At 55.7% G+C, this 16,458-nt stretch carries 12 protein-coding genes; 7 read left to right on the plus strand and 5 right to left on the minus strand.

The genetic code is table 11. From position 1 onward, the window contains the following. Positions 1–67: 67 nt before the first annotated feature. Positions 68–862 carry a hypothetical protein gene (locus SH573x_RS08205; protein WP_479354057.1) on the minus strand — a complete coding sequence of 265 codons (795 nt, stop codon included), beginning with the start codon at positions 860–862 and terminating at the stop codon, positions 68–70. 535 nt (positions 863–1,397) lie between these two features. Between SH573x_RS08205 and SH573x_RS08210 the strand changes: the two genes are divergently transcribed. Next, a complete protein-coding gene (locus SH573x_RS08210; RefSeq protein ID WP_479354059.1) occupies positions 1,398–2,300 on the plus strand; it encodes a M48 family metallopeptidase in 903 nt (300 codons plus the stop codon). A gap of 179 nt (positions 2,301–2,479) precedes the next feature. Then, complete coding sequence (locus tag SH573x_RS08215) at positions 2,480–4,546, plus strand: DUF4129 domain-containing protein (RefSeq protein WP_479354061.1); 2,067 nt, start codon at positions 2,480–2,482, stop codon at positions 4,544–4,546. A 59-nt stretch (positions 4,547–4,605) separates the two neighbouring features. On the opposite strand, the gene SH573x_RS08220 is transcribed toward SH573x_RS08215, so the two are convergent. Both SH573x_RS08220 and rpsT read right to left on the minus strand, forming a co-directional pair. Continuing rightward, complete coding sequence (locus SH573x_RS08220; protein ID WP_479354063.1) at positions 4,606–5,184, minus strand: hypothetical protein; 579 nt, start codon at positions 5,182–5,184, stop codon at positions 4,606–4,608. A 293-nt stretch (positions 5,185–5,477) separates the two neighbouring features. Next, positions 5,478–5,750 carry a 30S ribosomal protein S20 gene (gene rpsT, locus SH573x_RS08225; protein ID WP_479354065.1) on the minus strand — a complete coding sequence of 91 codons (273 nt, stop codon included), beginning with the start codon at positions 5,748–5,750 and terminating at the stop codon, positions 5,478–5,480. Positions 5,751–5,822: 72 nt separating this feature from the next. Here rpsT and cobA point away from each other — a divergent pair, with 72 nt between their 5' ends. From cobA to SH573x_RS08240, 3 genes are all read left to right on the plus strand, one after another. Then, a complete protein-coding gene (cobA, locus tag SH573x_RS08230; RefSeq protein WP_479354067.1) occupies positions 5,823–7,403 on the plus strand; it encodes a uroporphyrinogen-III C-methyltransferase in 1,581 nt (526 codons plus the stop codon). A 58-nt stretch (positions 7,404–7,461) separates the two neighbouring features. Further along, positions 7,462–7,998, plus strand: a complete 537-nt coding sequence (locus tag SH573x_RS08235) for an RNA polymerase sigma factor (RefSeq protein ID WP_479354069.1) — start codon at positions 7,462–7,464, stop codon at positions 7,996–7,998. 154 nt (positions 7,999–8,152) lie between these two features. After that, a complete protein-coding gene (locus SH573x_RS08240; RefSeq protein ID WP_479354070.1) occupies positions 8,153–10,666 on the plus strand; it encodes a YfbK domain-containing protein in 2,514 nt (837 codons plus the stop codon). A 160-nt stretch (positions 10,667–10,826) separates the two neighbouring features. Here SH573x_RS08240 and SH573x_RS08245 read toward each other — a convergent pair whose 3' ends face one another. Both SH573x_RS08245 and SH573x_RS08250 read right to left on the minus strand, forming a co-directional pair. Beyond that, positions 10,827–12,089, minus strand: coding sequence for a glycosyltransferase family 87 protein (locus SH573x_RS08245; RefSeq protein WP_479354072.1), 1,263 nt, complete (start codon positions 12,087–12,089; stop codon positions 10,827–10,829). A 72-nt stretch (positions 12,090–12,161) separates the two neighbouring features. After that, positions 12,162–12,695 carry an NUDIX hydrolase gene (locus tag SH573x_RS08250; protein ID WP_479354074.1) on the minus strand — a complete coding sequence of 178 codons (534 nt, stop codon included), beginning with the start codon at positions 12,693–12,695 and terminating at the stop codon, positions 12,162–12,164. Between the two features lie 221 nt (positions 12,696–12,916). Between SH573x_RS08250 and SH573x_RS08255 the strand changes: the two genes are divergently transcribed. Both SH573x_RS08255 and SH573x_RS08260 read left to right on the plus strand, forming a co-directional pair. Then, positions 12,917–15,943: a dockerin type I domain-containing protein gene (locus SH573x_RS08255; protein WP_479354076.1), complete on the plus strand. Its 3,027-nt coding sequence runs from the start codon at positions 12,917–12,919 to the stop codon at positions 15,941–15,943. Further along, the gene (locus tag SH573x_RS08260; protein WP_479354078.1) at positions 15,930–16,409 is read left to right on the plus strand and encodes a hypothetical protein; all 480 of its coding nucleotides are present in this window, start codon (positions 15,930–15,932) and stop codon (positions 16,407–16,409) included. The genes SH573x_RS08255 and SH573x_RS08260 overlap by 14 nt, the downstream gene beginning before the upstream one ends. Positions 16,410–16,458 lie beyond the last annotated feature (49 nt).

Raw genomic sequence — 16,458 nt, forward strand, 5'->3', positions numbered from 1 at the left:
ATTTTTGGCCGCACCACTAAACTAGCCGTTATCCTGACCGAGAATGCCACCATTTGCAAGTGAGCGGCTATTTCAGGCGGCTGCCCGGGGTGGTGGGAACTTGTGCAATTTGTGGGTTGAAGAAATCGGCTTGGGGAACATCCTTGCAAGTTTGCAGCAGGCTGCCCACCAGGCGAATCTTGGCTTCGTCGTCACTGGAGAGACTGGCGATCACCAGCAGTTTGGTTTTTACCACAAACGTGTGGCCATTGTGTTTGGTGGTGCGTTCAATCGTATCGGGCAGTGCACCGCGACTGGCGATCTGGCGATTGAGCTCTAGTCGAGCGAAGGGGGGAAACGGCCGCGGCATGATCGCGTTCAGCTTGGCCGAGAGATCGGCGAAGTCCGCGAACTGCTGCGCCATGGACGCGTCGCTGGCGTTCTGCATCGTGGCCTGGTAGGCCAGCGAATCGTCACCGACTCGAATGACATTTCGCTCGGAATCAAAGGCGACCAGCTTGGAAGCGGACACAATTTTAGCCAGATCTTTGTTGCTACTGTTGTTTTCAACTTCGCTGGCGATCTTGGTAATGTGTGCGGCCAGATTCTCGGTCGAGAAACTAGTTTTGACTTGACGCACGGGGCTAAGCATCACAATGCGACCACCCAGGGGATCAAGCATGGTGATCGATTGCTTGTCGTCGTCCATGGGGAAATCGTAGTAGACACCCTCTTTGAACAGTGTCAGCGTTTGTCGATCCGGTTTGGGATTCTTGATATCCAAGTAGATGTCGGTGTCGACGCGAAAAGCTGTAGCTGCAGCCCGCAGCGACGCGGCCGACTGCGTGGGAGCGGCTTGGGCGAGAACCTGTGTTGAACTCATCGTCAGCATACTCAATAAACAAAGGCTAACTTGAAGGCTTTTTGTCCAATACCCGTAATGCACCATCGGAACCGTCTCCAAGATTGCTAGCAAACCAGCCCACTCCAGGCGTGAAGGCAAAGGTACAAATTTCCCGTTCCCGCGCCCAGACCAACAGTGGTAGAGCAGCTGTCCTCAGCTGCTCGGAACCCTCTAACCCAAGTATCGTCCGACCGAGCGACCGGCGTTACAGGTGAGCGACTTGCTGCGTGTAGAGCAGCTGTCCTCAGCTGCTCGGAACCCTCTAACCCAAGTATCGTCCGACCGAGCGACCAACGTTACAGGTAAGCGACTTGCCGGGTGTTGAGCGGCTGTCCTCAGCTGCTTGGAACCCTCTAACCCAAGTATCGTCCGACCGAGCGACCGGCGTTACAGGATAGCGACTTGCCGGGTGCTGAGCGGCTGAGGACAGCAGCTCTACTTGCTGATAGAATAGAAAATTCAACTTGTCTTATCGTCCGTGGCCTGCGTCTTCGGCTCACAGGGAATAATAAACATGCGACTGGTCATAGTTTGTGTCCTACTTGCATCCATGTCCGGCACCTGTGCCGCTCAGGTTCCACCTGAATTTGCTCAGCAGATGCAGCGTATGTCGGAGACCTTCTCCAAGCAAATGGACCAGTTCGTGCCGGGCATGTTCAGTGAACTAACACCCGAGCAGATGGCACGGCTGGAAAAAATCAAAGTCAGTCAGCGAGACGAAATCCAGTTTGGCAATCAAGTTCTGAAGAACTACGAAGCGTCGCTGAGTTCCCGCAACCTGGCGATCTCGCGGACTGGTGACGACGTCGAGTATTTGAAGAGCCTGGTCAAGACCATCCAACCATATATGACCAATGCCACTCGGTATCGACAGATCGACGTGGCCTTGGTTCAGACGCAAGAGATCGACGCCTATTCAATTCCCGGCGGTCACTTGATATTCACTCAAGGTCTGCTGGATGATTTGGAATCGGAAGCAGAATTGGTGGGCGTGATCGGTCATGAGTTATCCCACTTGGACCGCGGTCACCAGTTGCTCCCGCTGAAACAATCGAAGTCACAGCCTCAATGGAATGATCCCCGCGCGGCTATGCAGTGGATGACGACGATGTTTAAACCGTTTCGCCCTGAATACGAAGCTCAAGCGGATGGTGATGCGGTGGCCTGGATGCTCAAGGCCGGCTACGATCCGCGACAGCTAGCACGCTTGCTGTCGCGGTGGAATGCCCGACAGAATCAACAAGCGGCTTGGACAAACATGCTACCCAGCTTCGTGCGTTCGCACCCCAACGCCGGCCAACGCGCACAAGAAGTGCTCAAACTGTTCGACCAGGCCAAGAACGTCCCTGCCGATATGATTATCGGTCGCAAGAACTTGACCGAGCGCATTCCCAGCAGTCAACAACGTTTGGATTAAACTTGGCTGGTGGCAGAGTCTGCTGTGTGTTTGGCAGTTGCAATACTGAGTTTGCCGAGCGGAAGAGGAGAAGACACAGGCTGGAAGCCTATGCCACAGGAAGACACAGGCTGGAAGCCTATGCCACAGGAAGACACAGGCTGGAAGCCTATGCCACAAACTGAAGACCACGTGGACTCATGACAGAATCGAAACCACGATCGACTGCTTTTGATGCGCTCACTGCGGCTCTGGCGCCGGCGCTGATCATTGGCATGATCGGATCGCTGGTGTTCTTTTTGGTGATTGCGTTTTATCGTGGCGATTACGATTCGCGACTGATGTACATCTTGGGGTTGTATACAGTCGCCACGGTACTCATTGCGCGTATCGCCATTGAAAATGGTCGCGCCCATGCAGCCATGTTTGCGGCGCCGCTGGCGCTGGTGGCAGTGCTGGCCATGTTTCGTTTTGTGACGATATCTGGCGATTTGGCCGGGCTGAGTTGGATCGTGAACATCGGTCTATTGGTGCTCAGTTGGTATTTGGCCGACCGCATCACCTACGACTGCACACTTCTGGAAGAAGATCGCGAGAGCTTGCAAGGCGGGCTCCTGCAAACGCTGGGCGAAGCAGCGACCACGGCTAAGGTGACCGAGGCTCGCAAATCGACTGCCAAGCTCGATTTGAAGAAAGCTCGGCATAATCCGGGCGTCTGGATTCTGTACTTTGCCTTGATCGCTTTTCCGCTGTTCGCGCTCGGGCAGTTGATTATTCCCGACGAGCGTCAGCGCTGGCTGGCCTTTGGATTGTTAGTCAGTTACTTGGGCTGCGCTCTGGCGCTACTGATGACCACTTCGCTACTGGGGCTGCGACGTTACTTGCGCCAGCGCGGTACGAGCATGGCCGGCGATATGACGGCGCGCTGGCTTGCCACTGGCGGGGCCATCATCGTTGCCGTTCTGATCGTAGCCTTGTTGTTACCTCTGCCGGGCAAGTCGGTTCGCGTGGCTGGCATTCCGATCCAGTTCAAATCACCCGACGGACTACAGACCTCGAAGTTCGGCTGGGGCGAAGAAGGTGAGCAGGAAGATTCAACCTCAGCCGCTCAAGTTTCAGATTCAGAATCCCAGGATCCCCAAGCCAACGACAATTCACCGCCATCGAAAAATAAAGCCGCACAGCCCAGTTCGCAATCCGATCCCCAGTCCAATTCCAAACAGTCAGCCGCTTCCAAACAGTCGTCTTCTAAGCCAGCCTCCCAACAACAATCGTCACAGCCATCAGACAAACAGCAACCCACTGCTGACAAGTCGTCCAGTGATCAATCTTCCGGAGACAAACAGTCCCAGCAGCCAGACAATCAAGATGCAGACGGTCAGCCGCAAGCTGCCGAACAATCTTCCGACAATGAAAACGGCCAGAACCAGAAAGGCCAGAACGAAAAAAGTCAGAACGAAAAAAGTCAGAACGAAAAAGGAGGTGAGCCACAAAGTGGCGACAAGCGCCCACCAGAGGACAAACCTTCAAACAACAACCAGCAGAAGAGCAAGCAGCCCAACGATCAGCCGCAAGTCAACGATCAGCCACAGGCCAACGATCAGCAGGCAGGTCAAAAACCTCAAGATCCATCACCTCCGGCCGGTGAGGCCCAGTCGGAGAAACCGATGCGTTCCGGAGATAGCTTGTCTTCAGCCTCAAAGAATTTTGCTAGTAGTCTCTCGCAGATGTTGAGCGGGGTGGGCGATTGGTTCAAGTGGCTGCTGGTTATTGTGCTGGCCGCGATTGTAATTATTTATGCGCTCACGCATCCGGCGGAGATCGTGCGATTGTGGCGCGATCTGATGAACTTGATCAATATGCTATTAGGACGCACGGCGCGGACTGTGTCCGATCAGACTGAGGCTGAACCGGCTCAGCCCGCGGGTCCAGCGCTGGTACCCTTTCTCAGCCTGGCTAATCCGTTTCGTCAGAATCTAAAGGGCTGGTCGGCTCCGCGCGTTGTTGAGCATAGCTTTGTGGCCCTTGAGGCCTGGGCGGCCGAACATGGCGTGGCCCGCAAACCCGAACAAACTGCCGACGAGTTTGCGCGCATGTTGGTAGCGCGCGTGCCCCGTTTAGAAAACTTGCCTCTGCAAGCCGCTTCGATGCTCGATCGACTGATGTTCGCTAGCTGGAAGCCGACGAGCAGCGATCTGCGACCACTCGAAGAGTTGTGGCGCACGTTGGAGCGCCAGGCTCAAGAGTCATCTCGGCGGGGAATTTAGTCTCCTTTCGCTCCGCGAAAGGCCAGTGTGTTCTCCCTTTCGCGGAGCGAAAGGAGACACTAAATGCGAACGGAGGTGGGCCAGTTCTGGCGGATGTGTTCGGCAACTAAAAATACGCCACCGACGACAGCTCCAATCAGATAGCCGAAGAATGGTCCGAAGATAAGCGCGAAGAAGAAAACTTCACCACCAAAATCGCGATCGCGGCTGGCGAATAGGATCGCCAGGCTAATCATAACCAGCGCTCCGCTGAGCACCGATGACAATCGTGGAGCTCGACCGCCATAGAGCACCGCTTGCGATGTGCCGATGATGCTGATGCCCAGACAACAACTCAGCTTGGCTAGCCAACTAAAGTTGATATAGGCTAGGAGTGCACAGAAAAAGGCAAATGCAGTCGAGACCACAAAGAGGGTTGCCAGATCGAATCTTCTCGGCACCGCATAAATCTTTTCCACCGGCCCGGTACCCAGCAGCTCGTCGCGGGCCTGTTCATCAAACAGAGCCTTCACGGCCAGCAATGGATTCCAATCGCTGGCATGCGCCGCTGGTTTCGAGACTGGCGGCAGGCGTACGCGTTGAGCAAGATCCAACTCCGGCGGGTCGAACGGATCTTCTTGGAATTGCTTGTCGTTCATAGCCACCCACTCGCTAGCCATTCTGATCAGATATCAGCTTAGCATAACATCCAGAGTGACGTTCAAGCGCAAACCGTAGCGGAAGCCGTCACGGCTTTCGAAGCCAGCAGAAGTAGCCACCGTCGCCAGACGGTGGACATTGCTCGTGGCGGAATCTACCGCTTGGCAGCCGTGGCTACCAACAAAAGCCGTTAAGGCTTTGGACGCCAATTGTCGCAATTCACGAAATGCTTGACGCATTCCGCTACCAAGATTCAGCGAAATGCTTGACGCATTCCGCTACGAGGATGGCTCTAGGCAGGCTTCTTGGCGGTGACGATCAAGTGCGACAGGCGGCTCTTGAGACGCGAAGCTTTGTTGGGATGGATGATGCCTTTGGCAGCAACTTTGTCCAACATGCGCCGGGTGGAGTTCACCAGATTTTGAGCGTCCTCCAGGTTGCCCGCCGCTACGGCTTCACGAGTCTTGCGTAGCGCACCCCGCAATTGGCTCTTGGCAGCGCGGTTACGGTCACGACGAATCAGGCTTTGACGGAGTCGCTTTTTAGAACTCGTGGTATTAGGCATCGGAACAATCTCGTAGACTTAAGTACTCTCAGGAATCTCTGCGAACGCGATCGATTTTGGAAGCCCCTTATCATGCCGCACCGGCCGCTTTCTGTCCAGTCACCTTTTGCCAACCGGGCTGCAAGCGACCCATCAAACACCAAAATAGGTAAAGTTTTCCTGGTAGGAGCCGGTCCGGGCGACCCGGGATTGATTACCGTTCGTGGGGCTCAGTGCCTGGCCGAGGCCGATGTAGTGCTGTACGACGGCCTGGCCAACCCTGCCCTGCTCCGTTTGGCGACCCGTGCCAAGCTGGTCTGCGTTGGCAAACATGGCAGTGGACCGCTGTGGACCCAAGACGAAATCAATCACCACTTGATCGAACTGGCTGGCCAAGGCCATCAAGTCGTGCGGCTCAAAGGCGGCGATCCGGCTGTGTTTGCCCGCACGGCTGAGGAATTGGAAGCCATCTCGCGACTGTGTATTCCCTTCGAAGTTGTACCGGGCATCACCGCCGCACTGGCGGCAGCCAGTTACGTAGGCATTCCGATTACCCACCGCGATCATGCTTCGGCGGTGGCTTTTATAACTGGCCAGCAGCAAAACGATGGCGCGCAGCCATTGGACTGGGCCGCCTTGGCCCGCTTTCCTGGAACGTTGGTCTTTTACATGGGCGTGACCACAGCCGGCCAGTGGTGCCAACATTTAATCGCCGAAGGCAAATCGCCCGATACGCCCTCGGCCATTGTGCGCCGCTGTACTTGGCGCGATCAGCGCGTGATCCGGTGTTCACTGAAAGATGTAGCCGATCAATTGACGCCAGCCAGCAAACTTCGGCCACCGGTCATCGTGATCATCGGCGCCGTGGCCTCGCTGGGTGATGACTTCAATTGGTTCGACGCGCTGCCACTGAGAGGTGTGGGCATTTGGTTAACGCGACCAGCGGATCAAAACATGCGGTTGGCTCAGTATTTCAAGGAATTGGGAGCCGACGTGTTTGATGAACCAGTGACTTCGATCGAGCCGCCCACTGATTTGACTGACTTGGATGCAGCCCTTCGTAACTTGCGCGATGGCAATTACAGCGGAGTCGCGTTTACCAGTCGCAATGCGGTCGATGCCGTCTTGGATCGATTGACGCAGCTAGGCATGGACTGCCGTGTTTTTGCGCGTTCCACCATTGCGTGCGTCGGGGACAAGACGGCCCAATATCTGACCACGCGTGGACTGCGCGCGGATATTGTGCCGGCTGGGCAATTTAGCGCTGAGCACCTGGTGGCGGCCATCCAGTCGCAACAATTGGCGGCCGGTCAGCGCTGGTTATTGCCTCAAGCCGACCAGGCCAGCGATACGCTGGAGACCGGTTTGCGGGCCGCAGGCGCGGACGTTGAGCGTATCACCGCCTACCGCTCGGTGCCAATCGATCACTTGTCACCTTATTTACTGCAAGCCATCGAGCGTGGAGAAGTTCAGCTAGTGACCGTCACCAGTCCGTTAATTGCCAAGACGTTAGCCAGGCTGTTGACCGAGGAGCAGCGGCAAGCCATCGGCCCGGTCAGCCTCAGTCCAGCCATTAGTCGCGAACTGGCAGAGTTGGCCTGGCCAGCGGTAGCCGAGGCGAAAGAGGCGACCGAAGAGTCGTTGGCTGTGGAAATCTCAAGTTTTAAATTTTAAAAGATTCTGACTAATAAAATCTTCCTCCAATCGTTGACCTTCTTGGGAGGACGGCAGGATGAGGTCGGCAGCCGATCGAAATGTGCCACCCAGTGCGTGGTTGGCGGAAACATTTTCGCGGTTGCATCAGCCGCTGTGGTGCTACGTGCGCCGGCGCACCGGTGGTGATGCCCAATTGGCTAGCGACATCGTTCAAGAAGCCTTCGTCAAACTATGTCAACAACCCTGGCCGGAGATCGAGCCCTATGCCACTGGGTGGCTCTATCGAACCTGCCGCAATCGCGCGATCGACATTGGTCGCCGGGAGGGAAGAATGTCTGTGGCTTATCCATCGGGCGAGTCGGATGCCGATGTCACGACACTGGCTGATCAACTGGGCGTAACTCCCAGTGAAGAGCTCGACCAAAAAGAATCGCTGGCCCGACTGCATGTCGAACTAGCCAAGTTGAGCGGGCAGCAGCAAGAGATCTTGCGCTTGCGCCTGCAGTCTGGTCTGTCTTACAAACAGATCGCCGAAGTGATGGAGCTGACAGTCACCAACGTCGGTTATCACTTGCACCAGGCCATCGTCACCTTAAGGCAACGCCTGGCTTGAATTGTGGCATAGGCTTCCAGCCTGTGTCTTAGCAGGATCTTAAAAGGCCACAGGCAAGAAGCCTATGCCACATAGGCACACAGGCTAGAAGCCTATGCCACAAAATGCTTTACATATAAACTAATTCTTCAGCTCCTGATTGGGAGAGAGCATAATGACTGGTCGAACGCAGCCTGAGTGGGAAGAGTGGCAATTGACCGCCTATCTTCTTGGGGAACTTGAGAGCGAAGATGCAACTCGTATAAAAACCGCCGCAGCCAACGATCCGCAAGTGGCTCGGCAATTGTCCGAGTTATCGCAGACCATTGGCCAGGTTCAAACGGCCTTGGCCGGAGAACGGATTACCGAAAGCGATCGAGCTGAATTGGTTCGGTTGCAGGCGGCTACTACACAATTGTGCGAACCGCAATTGCGCGAACCACAACTAGCGAAAGCTGCCAACCCAGTGGCAGCGGCGAACGCTGCCAATGTGCAAGGCCAGCGAAGTTGGTCGCACAGGATCGTGCGTCGCTGGGAGAACTGGGCCTCGCTGGCTGGATTGATTTTGATTGCTGTGCTGCTGGTGCAGCGACAGTATGGTGGCAAACCGATGGCGCTGAACTCGGATGCCCATCAGCCCACCGTGGCTTCTAAGTCCCCGTCCCAAAAGACAAATCAGGCCAGCGCAGTAGATTTGCAAGTCGATCATCCATTCGATGGAGCTGTGGACAGATCGTTGGCAACCACTTTGGCCAAAAACCCAGAGCCCAGTTCTGGCAGCGATTTCTTGGGTAGTGCTGCCGGCTTGGCATCGAGTGCTCCTGCACCTGCCGATTCTTATGCGAGCAGTGCTGGCGAAACTAGTGACATGAGCTCGGTACTCGCCTCAGATGCCATGGACAGCATGGACAACCTCGCGGATGCTCCGGACAGCATGGGTATGCCGCTTGTCGCTGGCAATAACGTTAGCCCAGCCATGGGCGGAATGGGCGGCATGCCGGGAGGCATGGGCAGTGGCATGATGGGTGGCATGATGGGTGCCGGAACCGATGGTAGTGGCATGCTGGGAGGAGCTAGCAACAGCGGCATGATGGGAGGAGGCGGTGGCATGATGGGTAGGGGCCGTATCGCTATGAACGCTCCCGGAATGGGCGACGTTGGCATGGAGGCAGAGATCGAACTTGCGAAAGGTAAAGGTCGAATTCATCCGGAACCATTTGGGATGGGCATGGGCGTCGAAATGGGTGGCGATCGCTTCGCGCCCATCACCGATAATCCTTTCAAGCCAGTCAGCCAAGATCCGCTGAGCACCTTTTCGATCGATGTCGATACGGCTTCTTTCAGCAAGACGCGCCAGTACTTGATGGAGTACAACCAGGCTCCACCACCCGCCGCAGTTCGTATCGAAGAGTTTATCAACTCGTTCGATTACCAATATGCTGGTCCACAAGATGACAAACCATTTGCCGCAGCGCTTGCGGTCAGCGATTGTCCTTGGACGCCTGAACACAAATTGGTGCGCATCGCCCTGCAAGCCAAACAAATTGACGTTCGCGAGCGTCCCAAAGCCAACCTGGTGTTCTTGTTGGATGTCTCGGGTTCCATGAACGAGCCTAACAAGTTGCCGCTGGTCAAAGAGTCGATTCGCTTGCTGACTTATCAATTGCAAGAGAATGATCGTGTGGCCATGGTCGTTTACGCAGGTGCCGCCGGTTGCGTGCTCTCGAGCACACCGGGTAACCGTCAAGATGAAATCTTGTTAGCCATCGAGCGGCTGAATGCAGGCGGGTCAACCAATGGTGGTCAGGGTATTCAGCTAGCTTACTCGATTGCTCGCGAGCACTTTATTCCCGGCGGAGTTAATCGCGTGATCCTGTGCTCCGACGGCGATTTCAATGTGGGCCTGACTGGTACGGAAGAGCTAGTCAACCTGGTTAAAGAACAATCGGCCAGCAACATCTTCTTGACGGTGCTGGGTTATGGTATGGGCAATACCAATGATGCGATGATGGAACAGATCGCCGACAAAGGTAACGGCGTCTATGGCTTTGTCGATACGCGTCGCGAAGCCCAGCGTCAGATGGTCAAGCAACTTGCAGGCAATCTGATCACGGTCGCCAAAGACGTGAAGATTCAAGTTGAGTTCAATCCCCACAAGATTCGCGAGTATCGTTTGCTAGGCTACGAGAATCGCATCATGGCGCACGCCGACTTTGACAATGACAAGAAAGATGCTGGCGAGATTGGGGCTGGCCATCGTGTGACCGCTCTATATGAAGTCGCCTTGGTCGGTTCACCCAAGCCTCAATCGCCAGTGGATCAGTTGCGGTATCAAACGGTGCAAGCTCAACCGGAAGAATTACCCGCCAAGTCCGATGTCCAGGGCGAAGTGAGCCAGGAATTGTTGGCGGTGAAGTTGCGTTACAAGCAGCCCGAAGGAACCGAGAGTCAACTGCTGGTCTTTCCGCTGCAAGATAAAGTAGTGCCCTATGCGGAAGCCGACAGTGATTTTCGCTGGGCCGCAGCGATGGCCGAGTTTGGTATGCTGCTACGCAACAGTCCCCATCGCGGTCAATCGAGTTGGTCGCAGCTGTTCGAACGCGCCCGCCAAGCAGCCGGCTCACTTGAACCAGCCCGAGCCGAGACCCTAGAGATGATCCGCCGCGCATCGCAATTGGCACCGCGATAACGTCACCGACCGTTGGTCCGGGAGGGCGAAGGGGGCGAAGGTCCTCCTGAGCCCAACACCGCTGAGAACAACGGACAAGGTCCCGGGGACGAACCAGTTCGCAGCACAGATTAACGGTGATACTGCCATCACCACTTTCCCCCGGGACTATGTCCGTTCTTTAGAGCGGTGTTCGGCTCAGGAGGACCTTCGCCCTTCCCCATGCGACGCTTGGGAAAGCCGACAACAGCAGCCACAGTGGCATGACTTGCTGAGGGCACTGCAGTGCGCTGGCCAGGCTCTGCGAGATAATTGGTCCAATCCAGAGGCACAGCCAGGCAACTTGGATGTCGCGGCGACTGGCTAGAGATTGTAACTGTCCAAAGCGAGCCGCATGCAATACGACAGCAAACATGCCCAGGCTCAGTAGCGTCAGATCGTAGACCGGCGTGTAGGGATTGAACAGCGCGTTGATCATCAGTCCCGCACACAGCAGCAGAGTCTCGCGTCGACTGTGAACTTCTGCGTTTGCCTGGTGATGGCTGCAGGCAGTCCGCATTCCCAGCACTCCGACCATTACGGCTAGAACCAATCCCACTATCAAGTTGACTTGCCTCGCACTTTCGCCCAGTAGCAATTGGCTCCACGCCAGCAGGCTCTGCACTTTCCAGTACGGCGTCTCGACTGGCCACGCGCCCGTGGCCAGCTCGCGGGCTAAATGCACGTAGGCTGCCAGGCAATCCCAACCGGCAATCATGATGGTCAAGGCCAACATTGCAACCCCGCTGGGAACTAGTCCAATCAGCAGACGTGGATAACGCACGATCCACACCACGGCCAGCAAGGCCATGACATTGGGCTTGAGCGCGGCCAGGGCCAGAATCGCGCCAGCTATTGCAAAACGTTGCCGCTGGATGTTGACGTATGTCCCCACGGCGATCGCAAACCAGAACAGCGAAGCCTGGCCGTCCATCAGCGACTGGGCCAGGATCGGCGAGAATATCAGCGAACCCAAGGGGACAGACGCGGGCAGTTGATTCAGCGCGGAGTGTTGATTCAGCAAGCAGCGCCAGGCGATCGCCCAGACCGCCAGACCTAGCCCAATAAACAATGTCCAGGCCAACGGGTACGGCATCTGTCCCAACGGTGCCAACAGAATTGCGGTCAGCGGAGGGTAGCGGTAGGGTAAATATGTATCGGCGGGCAAACCTGGGAAATTGGCCACCAGGCGTTTTTGTTGGGCGGCTTCGTTGTACAGTTGGTCCCAATCGCCGGTGCTGGCCGTTTGTCCGGCCTGATAGAACATGGCGAAGTCACCGCCCAGCGGGTTGCCCAACGCGTCCAGGCGACCAGATCCAGCTGCTAAAACCAATATCCACAGGCCCAGCATGCCTGCCGGCACCAGAAACTGGGGGCTTCGGATATTGAAGAGGGCGCGGGACATGGAAAACCGTAGGTCGCTCAAAATGAGAAGTCAAATCTCAATTTGGCGATCTTTCAGTACTGGCCGCTCTTATCATTTCGAGAATTTTAAATAAAACAACCAGGCTGCCACACTCTTGGCGTCTTGTATTTGTCCACTGCGCAACAGCTCGTCAACTTCGCTGGGACTAACTAAATGATTGGATATTTGCTCGCCGGCTTCGCGGGCTGCCTCGCCTTCGACCAGTCCCGTGGCCAGAAACGCGTGCATGCGTTCGTTCAAAATACCGGGCGACATGAAGAACTGGCACAGCGATTGTATATTGCTAGCCCGGTACCCAGTCTCTTCGATTAATTCTCGCTCGGCAGTGCGAATCGGCGGTTCGCCGGGTTCGAGAGTGCCGGCAGGAAACTCGAGCAGCCACTGGCGAACGGCGACCCGATAGTTGCGAATCAAGCAAACTCGACCGTCGCTGAGGATGGGGACAATCACCACAGCCCCCGGGTGCTCGATGATTTCTCGTTGGAACGTGGAACCATCAGTGAAGGTCTGGGTGACGCGATCAACGCGAAAACGTGACGCGGTTAGGAGTGTTTCAGCGGTGACTGAAAAGTCATCCTGAGGCATGGTGAGGACCCCGAAAGAAAATTTGCGCAAGTGTGAATCTGGACAAATCTTAACAGCCAAACACTTCCCTAAGGGAGCCCCGGTTTGGTACAGTAATGGGGATAGTCAAAATTGCGATTTGCGGTGGGTCGAAGGAATGTTGCAATTTTGCCCAGACCGCACATCGTGCATGACATCCCCTCAATGTTTACCCGCGGCACAGACCGCAGGAGCCGATCGAGATGAATCGTCCTGGCTTTGAACGCACTAAGCGACGCGCCCACATTCGCTTGTCGTTGGAGCACCTGGAATGCCGACGCCTGATGGCCGGCTTGAACGTATTGGTCTTCAACGACCAGGACGGTTCCAGGTCGTTATCGGGTGCCATGGATACACCGGCGGCCAATCGTTTGGTGTACGTCGACCTGAATCGCAACTTGGGTTTTGATCAAGGCGAACCACTGGCTGTATCTGACATCAATGGTGTGGCCAACTTTGCCGATCTGCCTGTGGGTGATTATCTAATTGGATTGGCTGCTAACCACGCCGCTCAAGTACTGACAACTTCGGTAGTCCCCGATGCGCGAGCCTCGTCGGTCTCAGCGATCAATTCGCGCGCGATCATTGGTTCATCCAGTCTTGGGCATGCTTGGGCCCTGTCGACCGATGGCTTGCTAACGCCCGTGGGCACCTTGGATCAAGATCGGGCCACGTTCGACCTGGGCGGTGAAGTAGTGAGCTACATCGGCGGTCGTCCTATGGACGACGGTGCTGGTGCGACCACCAGCAGTATGGCCAGCGGCACCGGTAGCGATTCAGGTTGGGTACTGGTTAATCGCGGTGGCATTCATCCGGCTCTGGTTCAATTGGATTTCAATAGCGGTGTTGCCAAGAGCTTTACACTGCAGGGTGTATCCGCTGCGCAGCGCGTAACAAGCTTGGTACGAGTTGGTTCGTCGATTTATGCCCAGTTGCATTCCGGCAGTACAAGTTCGATTGCGCAGCTGACTGTCTCGCCCAATCAAGCCAGTTTGGGTGTTCCAATCGTTGTGCCCGAAGGTCGCTTGGTCAACTCAGCTGTTGATAATCGTTTGGCGATTCTTGCTAGCGGATCAGGACTGGCGGGCGAAGGAGATGACAGTCCAGCATCACGAATCATTAGCGTGCAACTGGTTGGCAATGTGGCGACCGCAGAGTCACTGCAACTGGATCATGCGATAAGCGATTTGTCATACTCGGCAGATGGAAAATTCCTGTTTGCCTCGGGGGCCAGTGGAGGCGTGGAGGTCTACGCGACTACAGGTGGCCTGCAAATGGCTGCAATTCTGGCCGATGCTTCCGGACCGGTGGCAAGTTCTTCACGTGATGGTCGCGTAGTGACAGGCTCAACTGCACGTGTTGATGAACTGATTGTGTGGGACGTTCAAACTTGGACCCCGATGGGGCATGTTGAATTGCCAGGTCTCGATCAACCGTTGAACAGCCTTAGCGTTGATCGCTTCGGTGAACGTGTTTTAGCCACCACCACTGCTGGCGTGTTCGCCGCAGCGCTGGCCAATCCTGCTCCGCAACCGGTGCAGGTAACCGAGGGTGATACTCCGGCGCACACGCGAATCGGCGTTCGGTTGACTTCGAAGGTCGACCCCATGCCTACGCGAGTCAACTTGAGCGAATCAACCGACGAAGACGTCCCCCTGGAATATGATCTGACGGCCAGTGCGGTGGTGCGAGCCTTGGGCGCGGGGCCACTCTTCTTTACGTATGGCGCCGGCGCACAAATTGGCAACATGAGTGTTTCACCGGAAGGTCGTTTGACCTATCGAACCGAGTCCAACGTTAATGGCGCCGAGGATGCGACGGTGCGGGTCTACGACGGCATCACCATGACGACCTTGGTAATTTCTTTGAACATTGCGCCGGTCAATGACGCGCCAACGGCGATGACGATTGATCCGGTGGAGATCGCTGAAGCGGCCACTGCCGGACAACTAGCGGGCCTGGCTACGGTTTTTGATGTCGATAGCGATGCGCGTTACATCATCACGACCAGCGATCCACGATTTGTGGTGGTCGATGGTCAATTGACGTTAGCTGCAGATGCCGAGTTGGATTTCGAGACCGAACCGGTGATCGAACTGGAATTGACCGCGACCGATTTGGATAATCCCGCCTTTGTCATTACGCAGCACATTAGTTTGCCGATTGCCAACAGCAACGATGCACCCACTGGTGTCGATATCGATGTAAGTAGCATCGATGAAAACGCGTCAGCGATCGCGGTTGGGCAGTTGGGCGTAACCGATCCAGATCAAAACGGTGAGTATGTCTACTCCGTTTCCGATTCACGCTTTGAAGTGATCGACGGGCAATTGCGTTTGCGCGCCGGTGCGGTGCTGGACCACGAAGGTGAATCCCAAGTTCCGATCGTCGTGACGGTGACCGATCCCACGGCTGAAGGCCGGACACAGTCGGTTTCGTCGACCATTACGCTCAACGTGGTGGACCGCAACGACGCTCCCACTGGCTTTACCCTGTCGGCTTCCAAGGTGAACGCAAACGAAGCCGGTGCGGTCGTCGGCACCATTTCGGTAAGCGATCAGGATCGAGGTGACGAATTCACGTATCAAGTCTCTGATCCGCGATTCACCATCGATGGAAACGTGCTGCGTCTGAAGGAAGGCGAAGTCGTCGCAGTTGAAACGGCCACGATGTTGACTGTGCTGGTGACCGTGGCTGATGCGGCCGGTGCAGTGGTGTCAGAGACGGTGAATATTGATGTCGTCAATCACAAGCCTTTTCAGAATCCACGCAATCCAATGGATGTGGACAACGATGGCTATGTCTATCCACGCGACGTTTTGATCCTAGTCAACCGGCTCAACCGCAAGGGTGCTCATATTCTCACCCCAATCTCGGGCGAAGGTGATGCGCCGGTCGAGAACTACTACTACGATGTCAACGGCGACGGCATGTTGACGCCCATGGACGTGTTGATCATCGTCAACTTTATCAATAAGGGCTCGACCGTTAGTGGCGAAGCCCAATCACCTGGTGGCGACACGAAGTTGCCCGAATCGGACGATGTAGTTTCGTCACCCTTAGATGGCGAAGGCGAAGCGGACGAGGAGCTGGTGTGCTTGCCGTGGGCCGCGCCTCAAATCAGCTCTCACGAAGAGAGCTTGCGACTGGAGCGCGAAGCAATCGATGCGGAACTAGAGTCGCTCGTCGAGCAACTCTCTCTGAATTTCGTACGCCATGGACATGCTTGATTTCTGGCAGTTGTTGGCCAATGTTGTAACTGTGTTTGGTTTGCCACTGGCAATCTACACGTTTGTACTGGAGCAACGCAAGGAGCGTGACAATGAAGACGAAGAGGTCTATCAGCTCTTGGCAGATGCATACACAGATTTCTTGAAGTTGGTGCTCGAACATTCAGATTTGAAGCTGCGCACGCATGCGGCTAAGCCTGACTTGAATGAAGAGCAGCAGGAGCGGGCGCGGGTGCTATTCGAAATTTTGATCTCGCTGTTCGAACGCGCGTATCTGACCGCGTTCAGTCCTCATATGTCCAGCGCCCAGCGTCGGCGCTGGCATTCGTGGGAGGATTTCATGCGCGAATGGTGCCGTCGAGATGATTTTCGCGCAGCACTGCCAGATCTATTGCACGGCGAAGATGAGGATTTTGCTGACTACATCCGGCGAATCGCTGCGCATGAGCGCAGCCAAGCGTCATAACCGCGAGCTGATTCTGCGACCCCCCGTGCAGCTTGTCAAGCAGCGACCT

It is taken from the genome of Rania fehmarnensis (genome assembly GCF_056494185.1).

Excerpts from the sequence above, each read along its gene's own strand:
- SH573x_RS08235 (WP_479354069.1), top strand. The coding sequence starts at position 7,462 with ATGAGGTCGGCAGCCGATCGAAATGTGCCACCCAGTGCGTGGTTGGCG.
- SH573x_RS08240 (WP_479354070.1), top strand. The coding sequence starts at position 8,153 with ATGACTGGTCGAACGCAGCCTGAGTGGGAAGAGTGGCAATTGACCGCC.
- SH573x_RS08260 (WP_479354078.1), top strand. The coding sequence starts at position 15,930 with ATGGACATGCTTGATTTCTGGCAGTTGTTGGCCAATGTTGTAACTGTG.
- SH573x_RS08210 (WP_479354059.1), top strand. The coding sequence starts at position 1,398 with ATGCGACTGGTCATAGTTTGTGTCCTACTTGCATCCATGTCCGGCACC.
- SH573x_RS08250 (WP_479354074.1), bottom strand. The coding sequence starts at position 12,695 with ATGCCTCAGGATGACTTTTCAGTCACCGCTGAAACACTCCTAACCGCG.
- SH573x_RS08245 (WP_479354072.1), bottom strand. The coding sequence starts at position 12,089 with ATGTCCCGCGCCCTCTTCAATATCCGAAGCCCCCAGTTTCTGGTGCCG.
- SH573x_RS08220 (WP_479354063.1), bottom strand. The coding sequence starts at position 5,184 with ATGAACGACAAGCAATTCCAAGAAGATCCGTTCGACCCGCCGGAGTTG.
- cobA (WP_479354067.1), top strand. The coding sequence starts at position 5,823 with ATGCCGCACCGGCCGCTTTCTGTCCAGTCACCTTTTGCCAACCGGGCT.
- SH573x_RS08205 (WP_479354057.1), bottom strand. The coding sequence starts at position 862 with ATGAGTTCAACACAGGTTCTCGCCCAAGCCGCTCCCACGCAGTCGGCC.
- rpsT (WP_479354065.1), bottom strand. The coding sequence starts at position 5,750 with ATGCCTAATACCACGAGTTCTAAAAAGCGACTCCGTCAAAGCCTGATT.
- SH573x_RS08215 (WP_479354061.1), top strand. The coding sequence starts at position 2,480 with ATGACAGAATCGAAACCACGATCGACTGCTTTTGATGCGCTCACTGCG.
- SH573x_RS08255 (WP_479354076.1), top strand. The coding sequence starts at position 12,917 with ATGAATCGTCCTGGCTTTGAACGCACTAAGCGACGCGCCCACATTCGC.